At 72.6% G+C, this 11,152-nt stretch carries 14 protein-coding genes; 11 read left to right on the top strand and 3 right to left on the bottom strand.

Annotated elements, in window-relative coordinates:
- The 5 genes from MR1_RS16765 to MR1_RS20240 form a co-directional block, all read left to right on the top strand.
- Positions 1–276 (top strand): aggregation-promoting factor C-terminal-like domain-containing protein (locus MR1_RS16765; protein WP_457920433.1); only part of this gene is annotated, 276 nt, incomplete at its 5' end.
- 67 nt (positions 277–343) lie between these two features.
- Positions 344–631, top strand: a complete 288-nt coding sequence (locus MR1_RS16760) for a hypothetical protein (RefSeq protein ID WP_067249611.1) — start codon at positions 344–346, stop codon at positions 629–631.
- 66 nt (positions 632–697) lie between these two features.
- The gene (locus tag MR1_RS16755; RefSeq protein ID WP_067249608.1) at positions 698–1,324 is read left to right on the top strand and encodes an acyl-CoA synthetase; all 627 of its coding nucleotides are present in this window, start codon (positions 698–700) and stop codon (positions 1,322–1,324) included.
- Entirely contained in the window at positions 1,321–1,746 is a 426-nt protein-coding gene (locus MR1_RS16750) for a hypothetical protein (protein WP_084344839.1), read from the top strand. The genes MR1_RS16755 and MR1_RS16750 overlap by 4 nt, the downstream gene beginning before the upstream one ends.
- 197 nt (positions 1,747–1,943) lie before the next feature.
- A complete protein-coding gene (locus MR1_RS20240; protein WP_067249605.1) occupies positions 1,944–2,174 on the top strand; it encodes a PLDc N-terminal domain-containing protein in 231 nt (76 codons plus the stop codon).
- Positions 2,175–2,313: 139 nt separating this feature from the next.
- Here MR1_RS20240 and purB read toward each other — a convergent pair whose 3' ends face one another.
- Positions 2,314–3,696 carry an adenylosuccinate lyase gene (gene purB, locus MR1_RS16740; RefSeq protein WP_067249602.1) on the bottom strand — a complete coding sequence of 461 codons (1,383 nt, stop codon included), beginning with the start codon at positions 3,694–3,696 and terminating at the stop codon, positions 2,314–2,316.
- 44 nt (positions 3,697–3,740) lie between these two features.
- Complete coding sequence (locus MR1_RS16735) at positions 3,741–4,262, bottom strand: low molecular weight protein-tyrosine-phosphatase (protein ID WP_067249600.1); 522 nt, start codon at positions 4,260–4,262, stop codon at positions 3,741–3,743.
- A 171-nt stretch (positions 4,263–4,433) separates the two neighbouring features.
- Between MR1_RS16735 and MR1_RS16730 the strand changes: the two genes are divergently transcribed.
- Positions 4,434–4,685 carry a hypothetical protein gene (locus MR1_RS16730; protein ID WP_067249597.1) on the top strand — a complete coding sequence of 84 codons (252 nt, stop codon included), beginning with the start codon at positions 4,434–4,436 and terminating at the stop codon, positions 4,683–4,685.
- A gap of 278 nt (positions 4,686–4,963) precedes the next feature.
- Entirely contained in the window at positions 4,964–6,304 is a 1,341-nt protein-coding gene (locus MR1_RS16725) for a hypothetical protein (protein ID WP_067249594.1), read from the top strand.
- A 57-nt stretch (positions 6,305–6,361) separates the two neighbouring features.
- Here MR1_RS16725 and MR1_RS16720 read toward each other — a convergent pair whose 3' ends face one another.
- Positions 6,362–6,763, bottom strand: a complete 402-nt coding sequence (locus MR1_RS16720; RefSeq protein ID WP_067249591.1) for a phage holin family protein — start codon at positions 6,761–6,763, stop codon at positions 6,362–6,364.
- Between the two features lie 260 nt (positions 6,764–7,023).
- Between MR1_RS16720 and MR1_RS16715 the strand changes: the two genes are divergently transcribed.
- From MR1_RS16715 to MR1_RS16700, 4 genes are all read left to right on the top strand, one after another.
- Positions 7,024–8,094 (top strand): histidinol-phosphate transaminase, encoded by a 1,071-nt coding sequence (locus MR1_RS16715; RefSeq protein WP_067249589.1) that lies wholly within the window; start codon positions 7,024–7,026, stop codon positions 8,092–8,094.
- A gap of 275 nt (positions 8,095–8,369) precedes the next feature.
- Positions 8,370–9,515 carry a thiamine pyrophosphate-dependent dehydrogenase E1 component subunit alpha gene (locus tag MR1_RS16710; RefSeq protein WP_067249586.1) on the top strand — a complete coding sequence of 382 codons (1,146 nt, stop codon included), beginning with the start codon at positions 8,370–8,372 and terminating at the stop codon, positions 9,513–9,515.
- A complete protein-coding gene (locus tag MR1_RS16705; RefSeq protein WP_067249584.1) occupies positions 9,512–10,492 on the top strand; it encodes an alpha-ketoacid dehydrogenase subunit beta in 981 nt (326 codons plus the stop codon). Before MR1_RS16710 ends, MR1_RS16705 begins: the two co-directional genes overlap by 4 nt.
- Positions 10,493–10,565: 73 nt before the next feature.
- The coding region (locus MR1_RS16700; protein WP_174522556.1) for a biotin/lipoyl-containing protein at positions 10,566–11,152 on the top strand (587 nt) is incomplete at its 3' end.

The raw sequence follows: 11,152 nt of genomic DNA, 5'->3' as shown, positions 1-11,152 counted from the left end.
CAGATCGCGGCGGACGAGTACGGCTGGGGCGGCGACCAGTTCCAGTGCCTGAGCTCCCTCTGGCAGAAGGAGTCGGGCTGGGACTACCAGGCCTACAACCCGTCGGGCGCGACCGGCATCCCCCAGTCGCTGCCGGGGGACAAGATGGCCAGCGCCGGTGACGACTGGGAGACCAACGCCGTCACCCAGATCCGCTGGGGCCTCGGCTACATCGAGAGCGTGTACGGCACCCCGTGCGCCGCGTGGGGCCACTCCCAGGCCACGAACTGGTACTGATGGAACCGGCCCGGGTCCCCGGGCCGCGGGGCGAGCGGAGCGGATCCGGCCCCGGAGAGGAACCGTCATGGCACTGGACCCGAACAGCTCTCTCGGCGACTGGCTCGGCCACCCGCGCGCGGGGGTGTACATCCGTGAGCTGCTGAGCGACGCGGGGGTTCCGGAGGACGCCCTCGGGCCCGTGCTCGGCATGCCCCTGCAGCAGCTCGTCGTCCTGAGCGACGGCGCCATCCCGCCCGCGCTCGTCGAGCACCTGACGTCGCTCGTCGCGGACGACGCCGAGGCCGGCACGACCGGGGGAGGCCCCGCCGACGGCGCCGGAGAGGACGAGGACGCGGGGCGGTCGCCGGCCTGAGCGCGGGCCGACCCGCCGCGATCCCCCGCGTAGACTGGGGAGGTCACCCCCGCAGAGGATCGATCCATGACCGCTTCCGCAAGCCCGACGTTCAGCGTGCGTCACGTGCAGCTCGTGCGCGCCCTTTTCGCGGCCGTCGCGGCGCTCATGATCACGTTCTCCCCGGACCACTCCGCCGCCGTCGGCCTCTCCGTCTTCAGCGGGTTCGCGCTGGCGACGGGGCTCGTCCTCGCACTGGCCGCCTGGCTCGTCGCCCGGCCGGGCTGGCGCTGGCCCTACGTCCTGCTCGCGGCGTTCTCCTTCCTCGCGGGCATGGCCGGCGGGATCCCGGCGTGGCGCTCCACGCCCCTCTTCTTCGTGCTGGTGATCGCCTGGGGCGCCCTCACCGGACTGGTCGAGCTGATCGCGGGGATCCGCGCGCGCAAGGCCGCGCAGCGCGGGGAGCCGGTGGTCGACGGCGCCCGGGACCACCTCCTCGTCGGGGTGCTCGGCCTGCTGCTGGCCGTGGCCCTCCTCCTGGTCCCGATGCAGTACGCGTGGACGTACTCGATCGAGGACGCCGGCGACTTCATCCTGACCGGGATCACCCTCGCGGTGGGGATCTTCGGAGCCTATGCGGCCATCGTGGCCGTGCTGCTCGGCATCGCCGGGTTCTCGCCGCGGCCCGCCACCGAGCACGGAGGAACTGCGTGACCGACGACAAGCCCACCCGCCGCGAGCTGCTGCGTCCCCTCCACCTGCTGGGGATCGCCCTGGGCTGCGGCGTCTTCGCCGCCGTCGTCACGCTCGTGTCCACCGGGGCGTTCACCACCCGGGTCATCGACGCCGTCGCGCGCGGCGCCTATGACGGGCTGACGCCGTGGGGGCTCGCCCTGGTGATCGGGGGCAGCGCCTTCATCGTCACGCTGCTGATCCTCGCCATGCTGATTCTCGCGGTCGACCCGGCACAGGTGACGAAGACCGTCGATCGCCCCGTGCTGCTCGACCCGCCCGCCGAGGGCGCCCCCGCCGAGGACGCCGCTGCGGAGGAGACGCCCGAGACGGGCGCCGACGAGTCGGCGGGTGCGGCGCAGCGTGAGGCTGCGACGGACGAGGACCCTCCCGCCGACCGCTGACCGTCGCGTCCGGGCGGGCGCGATTCGTCTCGTCGCCGCGCTGGGTCCCTTCCCGGTCGTTGAGCGAGCGCAGCGAGTCGAAACGCGCTGAGCCGCGCCCGTTCCCGGTCGTTGAGCGAGCGGAGCGAGTCGAAACGCGCCGAGCCGGGCACGACACCGGTAACGTCATCACGACGGCGTGCAGAACGGGGTATGACGTGAATCCGCTTGTTCCGGACCTCCTCGACGTCGTCCTCGCGACGGCGGCGACGATCATCGCGGTCTCCGCGTTCGCGGCCTTCCTGTCGTTGAGCTTCGCGAAGCGGGTGAGCGTGCGTCGCTTCCTTGTATGGGCGGCCGTCATCCTGTTCATCCCCGTCGCGGGGGCGGCCCTGTGGTTCGCGATCGGACGGCCTCAGCACAGGACGACGGCTGTCGCCGAGCCCTGATCTGACAGAGCGCTGGCCGTCGCGGAGTGGCGCGTTTCGTCTCGTCGCTGCGCTCCTCGCTCAACGACCGGTGGCTCTCCCGCCCCGGTCGTTGAGCGAGCGGAGCGAGACGAAACGCGCCGAGCCCCGCCCGCCGCCGTCAGCGCGCGAGATCCTCCGCGAGCCCGGTGTATCCGGCCGGGGTGAGCGCGAGCAGGCGCTGCTTGGCCTCCTCGCCGATCTCCAGCCCCTGCACGAACTCGGCGAGCTCCGCCGCGCCGACGCGGTGCCCGCGGGTGAGCTCCTTCAGCAGCGCGTACGGGTCGGCGATCGTGGAGCGACCGGCGACCACCTCGGCGCGGATGACGGTCTGGATCGCCTCGCCGAGCACCTCCCAGTTCGCGTCGAGGTCCGCGAGCAGCACGTCCCGCGCGAGCGAGATCTCGCCGAGGCCCCGGCGGAGATTGTCGAGAGCGAGCAGGGAGTGCCCGAACGCGACGCCGATGTTGCGCTGCGTCGTGGAGTCGGTGAGGTCGCGCTGGAGGCGCGAGGTCACGAGCGTCTGCGACAGGGACCCGAGCAGGGCGGCGGAGAGCTCCAGGTTCGCCTCCGCGTTCTCGAACCGGATCGGGTTGATTTTGTGCGGCATGGTCGACGAGCCGGTCGCGCCGGCCACCGGGATCTGGGCGAAGTACCCCAGGGAGATGTACGTCCAGACGTCGGTCGCGAGGTTGTGCAGGATCCCGCCGGCGTGCCGGAACCGGTCGTACAGCTCCACCTGCCAGTCGTGGGATTCGATCTGCGTGGTCAGGCCGTTGAAGCCGATGCCGAGGCCCTCGATGTAGGCGCGCGAGACGGCGGGCCAGTCGGTGTCCGGATCGGCGGCGAGATGCGCCGACCACGTGCCCGTGGCGCCGGAGAACTTCGCCAGGTACTCCGATCCGGCGATCTGCTCCGCGACCCGCTCCAGCCGCGCGGCGAACACCGCGAGCTCCTTGCCCATGGTGGTGGGGGTGGCGGGCTGGCCGTGCGTGCGCGAGAGCATCGCGGCGTCCGCGTGCTCGACGGCGAGCTCGCGCAGCGTGGCGATGACGGCGCGGAGCGCGGGCAGCCACACCTGCTCGACCGCCCGCTTGACGGTGAGCGCGTACGCCGTGGAGTTGATGTCCTCGCTCGTGCAGGCGAAGTGGGTGAGCTCGGCCACGGCGTCCAGCCCGAGGGCGGACAGACGGTCGCGCACGAGGTACTCGACGGCCTTGACGTCGTGCCGGGTCACGGCCTCCTTCTGGGCCAGCCAGGCGATCTCCTCGGCGTCGAACTCGCGGTAGAGGCCGCGCAGGCGATCCTTGTCGGCGTCCGCGAGCGGCGAGGTGCCGAACAGCGAGCGGTCGGTGAGCGCGATCAGCCACTCCACCTCGACCTCGACGCGCGCCCGGTTGAGCCCGGCCTCGGACAGGTAGTCGGCGAGCGGCGCGACGGCGGCGTGATAGCGACCGTCGAGGGGGCTCAGCGACGCGGACGGGTGGGCGGGCTGCGCAGTCAGGGGAGACCTCCTGATCGAGGCGTCCGGGGGATCCCTCGGAAAGCTCAGGGACCGAGGCGGACCCGGGACGCCGGTGGCCGGATGGCGGGTTCGAGCTGACGGAACAGGCCGCGGCTCGCGCTTTCGATCATACCGAGCACGCTGTCGAACATCGCGGCGTCGGCGTAGTACGGGTCGGGGACGTCGAGCACGCTCGCCTCACGGTCGAAGGACATCAGCAGCACCACCTTGCCCTCCTCCGACTCGTCGCGCGACCACTGCCGCAGGCTCCGTTCGTGGGTGCGGTCCAGTGCGACGACGAGGTCGCTGTCGGCGAAGGACTCGTAGGTGAACTGCTTGGCGCGATGGAGGGATCCGTCGTAGCCGCGACGCGCCAGGGCCGCGATGGTCCGTTCGTCGGCGCGTTCGCCGACGTGCCAGTCGCCGGTGCCGGCGCTGCGGGAGAGGATGCGGTCGCCCAGACCCTGCTTCTCCGCCAGATCGCGGAACACGACCTCCGCCATCGGCGACCGGCAGATGTTCCCCGTGCAGACGAAGACGACGCGGAACGGATCCGGCTCGGTCATGCGTCCATCATGCCGCACCCTCCCGTTCCTGCCGAGGGGCGAGGGCCGGTCGACCGCGAAGGAGCACTGTGAGCAGCGACTCGTCCTGCACCGATCAGAAAGACGCCGGGTTGTCCACCGATCCTGTGGACGCGGGCGTGCGCCGCCCTCCGGTCCCGGAGAGTGGAGCGCATGACGGCATGGACGGGCTCCTTAGCGGGGATCGAGGCGGAACGCGCGCTCGGTGAGGCGGCGGCGCTGCTGCGCGGCGTCCTCGAGGACGCGGAGTCGGCGGGTGGGGAGCTGCGCGGCCTCACCGCGGAGACGGCGTGGCACTCGGAGGGGATCTCCGCCCTGGGGGAGCGGGTGGCGACGTTGGCGGCGGACCTGTCCGACGCGACCGTGGCCGCACGGACGGCCGCGTCCGAGCTGGGGATCGGATGACGGCCGTTCGCGCACCGGCCGCGGGTGGGGCCGCGCGCCGGGCAGGGGTGGGGGCCGCGCGCCGGGCAGGCGTGGGGGGGCGCTGGGCAGAAGGGGCGGTCCGATGGGCACGCGGGCCGGACTGGGGACGACGCCCGCGTGGGGAGGAGGGCGGCTGGGGGACGCGGGCCGGACTGTGGGGGTCCGGCCCGCACGAGGGGGGAGGCCGAGGGCTGTCGGGTGTGCGACGGCGCCGGAGACGGGCAGGGACCAGGGGATCGATCGGGGAGGACGGACGGGTGGGGGACGAGCTGGACATCTCTCGCGGCGGGGCGCTCGCCGTGGACACGGAGCAGCTGAGGGGCGTCGGCCGGCGTCTGCGCGCGTTGGGGGAGCGGCTGGCGCGGGTGGCCGGGGAGCTGCGCCTCGTCCGCACGCTCGCCGACGGGGCGGGTACGGACGCGTCCGGGCTGGAGGGGCCGGCGCAGCGCATCGCCGGCGTCGGGGAGCTGCTGGTGCCCACGGCGCAGGGCGTCGAGCTCATGGCTGAGGCGTACGAGATCGTGGAGCTGCGTGCCCGGGCCGAGCTGCAGGCCGCCTCGGACCCGGGCGAGGCCGCGGCGTTGCGCCGGGATGCCGAGGTGCTCTCCGAACGCAATCCCGCCGCGGCCGCTGCTGCGGCGTCCCTCCTCGCTCAGGGGGAGCGGCGTCGGTTCGATGGCTTCGTCGACCAGACCTGGTGGGCGCAGCACCTGTCGCCCGCGGGCGCCCACCCGGCGCAGCTGGCCGCGGGACTGTGGCTCACGGGCGTCGGGATGGTCGGCAAGGGGGTGCGCCCCGCGGATCGGCCGCTGCACCCGTCGGACACCTCCGTCGCGATCGCTCCGACCAGGGTGCCGGGGCCGTCCGCGGCGCCTCGCGGGCTCGCCGACCTCACGGACCGGTTCCCGGCCACCCCCGGCGCGCAGGTGCGGGTCGAGACCTACACGATGCCCGGCGGCCGTCGGGAGTACATCGCCTATGTGGCGGGCACACAGCTGTCCGCCGACTCCCGGGAACCGTGGGGGATGGGCGCGAACCTGGACCTGTACCTGCACGACCGGGAGACCGCCTCGTACCAGGCGGTGGTCGACGCGCTCCGTGACGCAGGGGCCGGGGAAGGGGACGCCGTCGCGATCGTCGGGCACTCCCAAGGCGCGATGATCGGCGGCCTCGTGGCCCAGAGCGGCGAGTTCCCGGTGCACACGCTGGTCGGCTTCGGCTCCCCGATCGACCCGGTGCTTCCCGAGTCCACGACGAGTGTGATGGTCCGTCACACGGACGATCCGGTGTCCAGCCTCGCCCAGGGAGGCACCGTCGCGGGCACCGGGTCGTCGGACAGCGTCGTGGTCTCGAGGATCGGCGACCCGGCGCAGGGTCTGCAGGACGCGGTGCTGACGACCCATCACCTGTCGACGTACGCCGAGACCGCGGCGCTCGCCGACGCCGCCGGGGACCCGCGGCTGACGGCGCTCGGGGAGCGCCTCGCGGCACTGGACGAGGCGGTGGAGATCCTCGCGACCGACTACGTCGCGAGGATCGAGCCGCCGACGAGGGTGCTGGCCCCGGGCGACGACGCTCCGGCGGACGGTCGGTTCTGACCTCGACGAGTTCGCGGGAGCCGTCGTCCCGTTCGCGGGACCCGGCCCGCGGAGGGATCAGTCGCGGCGGCGGTCGCGCTGCGGGCGGAGGATCCCGGCGAAGACGGCGTTGATGATCGAGATGATCAGCGCCGCGACGACGCCCCACCAGAAGTTGCCGACGTTCAGACCCCAGCCGAACATCCCGGTGATGACGGCGGTCAGCCACAGCAGGAACCCGTTGATGATCAGCGAGATGAGCCCGAGGGTCAGGATGTACAGCGGGATCGCCACGATGCGGACGACGGTGCCGATGATCGTGTTGACCAGGGCGAAGATCAGCGCCACGACGAGAAGGGTCAGCACGAGTTGCAGCGTCTCCCCGGGGGCGAACGGGGTCACCGTCACCTGCAGGAAGGGCATGAGCGTCACCACCCAGATGGCGAACGCGTTCACGATGATGCGGATCAGGAATCGCATGCCCCGAGTCTGCCAGGCCCGCGTCCACTTCCACAGGCCCTTGCCCTCTCCTCTCCTCCCGATCGCCGAAACCCCCTCGCGCCGCCGAGACCCCCTTACAGACCCGCGTTTCAGAGGGGGTCTCGGCGGGAAAGGGGGGTTTCGGCGGCCTTTGGCCGGGGGAGGAGGCCGGGGGAGGAGGAGGCCGGAGGGAGAGGAGACCGGGAGAGGAGACCGGGCGAGGGAGAGGGGGAGGAGGGGACGGTTCTAGACTCGACAGGGTGAGCGAGCCCATCCTGCCCCGCATCCGGCCTGAGATCGCGGCGCTTCCGCCGTACCGCCAGGGCAAGCAGGCGTCCGCCGACGCGTTCAAGCTCTCCAGCAACGAGAACCCCTTCGATCCCCTCCCCCAGGTGCAGGCCGCCCTGGCGCGGGCCACACCCATGAACCGCTACCCGGACGCGACCGCCGGGGCCCTGCGCGCGCGGCTCGCCGAGCGGTACGGGGTCCAGTCCGATGCCGTGCACGTCGCCTCGGGGAGCGTCGCGATCCTGTACCAGTTCGTGCAGGCCGCGGCATCCGTGGGCGACGAGGTCGTCTACGCCTGGCGGTCGTTCGAGGCCTATCCGGGCATCCCGCTCATCGCCGGGGCGACGGGGATCCCCGTGCCTCTCGCCGAGGGCGGACGACACGACCTGGACGCGATGGCCGCGGCGATCACGGACCGCACGCGGGTCGTGCTCGTCTGCACGCCGAACAACCCGACCGGCCCGATCGTCACGAGCGCCGAGTTCGCCGCCTTCCTCGACGCGGTGCCTCGCGACGTTCTCGTCCTGCTCGACGAGGCCTACGCGGAGTTCGTCACCGCGCCCGACGCCGTGGACGGTCTCGCCGAACGCGTCTTCGAGACCCACCCCAACGTCGTGGTCCTCCGCACCTTCTCCAAGGCGTACGGGCTGGCCGGGCTGCGCGTCGGGTACGCGATCGGCGATCCGCGCGTCCTCGACGCGGCCCGCAGCACCGCCGTGCCGCTGTCGGTGACCGCCGCCGCCGAGGTCGCCGCCATCGCGAGCCTGGACGCCGAGGACGAGCTACGCGTGCGCGTCGCCGAGCTCGTCGCCCGACGCACGACGCTCGCGGAGGGGCTCCGGGCCCAGGGCTGGGCGGTGCCCGACGCACAGGGCAACTTCGTCTGGCTCCCGACCGGGGATGAGACGACGGCCGCCGCGGAGGCCTTCGCCGAGGCCGGGATCGTCGTGCGCGCGTTCGCCGGAGACGGCATCCGGATCTCGGTCGGCGAGGAGGAGTCGCTGCCGCGCATCCTCGACACCGCCGCCGCGCTGCGCCACTGACCGCCTCCGGTCGGTGACGAGACCCCCTCGCAACGCCGAAACCCCCTTGCAGGTGCGCATCTCAGAGGGGGTGTGGATGGCGTGAGGGGGTCTCGGCGGCCTGGCGGCGCGGGCGGGGAGGGCGCTGGGCTCGCCCCGGCAGGGGAGGCGTCGGCAGACGGACGGACGGCATATCCCGCGGGCGGCATGAATCGGTGGAGAAGGTCCTACGGATCCGGAGAACCGTTGTGCGGACTCTCCACGCCCGAGCCGTGAGGCTCGGTTAGCGTAGAACCGTGACCGCCGCTGACCCCGCTCTGATCCGCGTCCTGGACGCCGACGGAGCCTTCGCACCGAGTCCCGCCGCCGAAGAGTTCCTCCCGCTGATCGACGCCCTCACCGACGCCGAGCTCGAGCAGTTCTACCGCGACATGGTCGTCATCCGCGCGATCGACACCCAGGCCACGAACCTGCAGCGGCAGGGACAGCTGGCGCTGTGGCCGCCGAGCCGCGGCCAGGAGGCCGCGCAGGTCGGCTCCGCCCGTGCCGCGCGCCCGCAGGACACCCTCTTCCCCTCCTACCGCGAGCACGTCGTGGCGCGGATCCGGGGTGTCGACCCGGTCGACATCATCCGGCTCATGCGCGGCGTCTCGCACGGCGGGTGGAACCCGACGGATCCGAAGAACGGCAACACCCGGCTCTACACGCTGGTCCTCGGCTCGCAGGTGCTGCACGCCACGGGGTTCGCCATGGGCCTGGTGTTCGACGGGAAGTGCGGAACCGGCGACCCCGATCGCGACGAGGCCGTCATGGTCTATTACGGCGACGGGGCCTCCAGCCAGGGCGACGTGCACGAGGCGATGGTCTTCGCCGCGAGCTACCGGACCCCTGAGGTCTTCTTCCTGCAGAACAACCACTGGGCCATCTCCGTGCCGGTCACGACCCAGTCGCCGGTCCCGCTGGTCCAGCGAGGGCCGGGCTACGGGATGCCCAGCATGCGCGTGGACGGCAACGACGTCCTCGCCAGCTACGCCGTCACCCGGCACGCGCTGGAGGGCGCCCGCTCCGGCGGCGGACCCCGCGCGATCGAGGCCGTGACCTACCGGATGGGCGCGCACACGACCAGCGACGACCCGACCAAGTACCGCGGCGACGCGGAGGAGGCCGAGTGGGCCCGGCGGGATCCGATCACCCGGATGCGGGCGTACCTGGAGTCCCGCGGCGCCGCGTCCGCGCTCTTCGAGGACGCGGAGGCGGAGGCGGCGTCCGCCGCGGAGGATCTGCGCGCGCGCACCGTCGCCCTCCCGCCCCCCGACCCGGCGATGGTGTTCGAGCACATCTACAGCGAGCCGCACCCGCTGGTGGAGGAGCAGCGCGCCTGGCGCGCACAGTACGAGGCGTCCTTCGACGCCGACGCAGCCACGGAAGGGGGCCGGGCATGACCATCGAGACGATGCCGTTCAGCAAGGCCCTCAACGCCGGGATGCGCAAGGCCATGGAGGACGACCCGCGCGTCCTCCTCATGGGCGAGGACATCGGCCGCCTCGGAGGAGTCTTCCGCGTCACCGAGCACCTCCAGCGGGACTTCGGCGAACAGCGCGTGCTGGACACCCCCCTGGCCGAGTCGGGCATCGTCGGCACCGCGATCGGCCTCGCCATGGCCGGCTTCCGCCCGGTGTGCGAGATCCAGTTCGACGGGTTCGTCTTCCCCGCCTTCGACCAGATCACCTCGCAGCTCGCCAAGCTCACCTACCGCCACGAGGGCGCGATCTCGATGCCGATCGTGATCCGGATCCCCTACGGCGGGCACATCGGAGCGGTCGAGCACCATCAGGAGAGCCCCGAGGCGTACTTCACGCACACGCCCGGGCTGCGGGTCGTGTCGCCGTCCACGGCGAACGACGCCTACTGGATGATCCAGGAGGCGATCCGCTCGAACGACCCCGTGATCTTCATGGAGCCCAAGAGCCGCTACTGGCCCAAGGGCGAGGTGGAGCTGGAGGCCTCGGCACTGCCGCTGCACGCGTCGCGCATCGTCCGCCGCGGCACCGACGTCACCCTCGTCGGGCACGGCGCCATGGTCACCACCCTCCTCCAGGCGGCCGCGCTCGCCGAGGCGGAGGGCACGAGCTGCGAGGTCGTGGACCTGCGCTCGCTCTCGCCCGTGGACTACGGGCCCATCCTGGACTCGGTGCGATCCACCGGGCGGATGGTCTACGCGCAGGAGGCGCCCGGGTTCACCAGCCTGGGCAGCGAGATCGCCGCGACGGTGATGGAGCGCGCCTTCTACGCCCTCGAGGCGCCGGTGCTGCGGGTGTCCGGGTACGACACCCCGTTCCCCCCGGCCAAGCTCGAGGGGGAGTACCTGCCGGATGCCGACCGCATCCTCGAGGCCGTCGACCGGTCCCTCGCCTACTGAGGCCGGTGCTCCCGCCCGCTCGACGACCGGGACGAGCCGCTCGCGCACCGACCGGAATGAGTAAGGATCAATCATGAGCACCCAGACCTTCACCCTGCCGGACGTCGGCGAGGGCCTCACCGAGGCGGAGATCGTGTCGTGGCGCGTGGCGCCCGGGGACACGGTGGCCGTCAACGACGTCATCTGCGAGATCGAGACCGCCAAGTCGCTCGTCGAGCTGCCGTCGCCGCACGCCGGCACCGTCGGCGAGCTCCTCGCGGAGGAGGGCGCGACGATCGACGTCGGCACGCCGATCATCACCTTCGTGCAGGACGACGGATCCGCGCCCGCGCCCGTCGCCGAGCCCTCGGCCCCTGCCGCGGACGAGGGCTCGGGGTCGGTGCTCGTCGGCTACGGCTCCGGCTCCGGCGCGTCCTCGCGACGGCGTCGCCCGGCCGCCCGCCCCGTCCGCAGCTCCGTGGGCGTGATCGCGAAGCCGCCGATCCGCAAGCTCGCCCGCGACCTCGGCGTGGACCTGGCCGCCGTCACCCCGACCGGGCCGGACGGGGAGGTCACCCGTGAGGACGTGATGACGCAGGCGCAGCAGGCGTCGGTGTTCCGCAACATCCGTACGCCCGAGTGGGGCGACGTGCGCGAGGAGACCGTGCCCGCCCCCGCCCC

Source organism: Microbacterium resistens NBRC 103078 (assembly GCF_001552355.1).
GTDB classification, from domain to species: Bacteria; Actinomycetota; Actinomycetes; order Actinomycetales; family Microbacteriaceae; genus Microbacterium; species Microbacterium resistens.
The sequence above is the reverse complement of the archived record's forward strand: the minus strand, read 5'-3'. Positions and strand labels throughout refer to the sequence as shown.

Coding starts and splice junctions, on each gene's coding strand:
- MR1_RS16760 (WP_067249611.1), top strand. CDS start 344: ATGGCACTGGACCCGAACAGCTCTCTCGGCGACTGGCTCGGCCACCCG.
- MR1_RS16755 (WP_067249608.1), top strand. CDS start 698: ATGACCGCTTCCGCAAGCCCGACGTTCAGCGTGCGTCACGTGCAGCTC.
- MR1_RS16735 (WP_067249600.1), bottom strand. CDS start 4,262: ATGACCGAGCCGGATCCGTTCCGCGTCGTCTTCGTCTGCACGGGGAAC.
- MR1_RS16730 (WP_067249597.1), top strand. CDS start 4,434: ATGACGGCATGGACGGGCTCCTTAGCGGGGATCGAGGCGGAACGCGCG.
- MR1_RS16720 (WP_067249591.1), bottom strand. CDS start 6,763: ATGCGATTCCTGATCCGCATCATCGTGAACGCGTTCGCCATCTGGGTG.
- MR1_RS16705 (WP_067249584.1), top strand. CDS start 9,512: ATGACCATCGAGACGATGCCGTTCAGCAAGGCCCTCAACGCCGGGATG.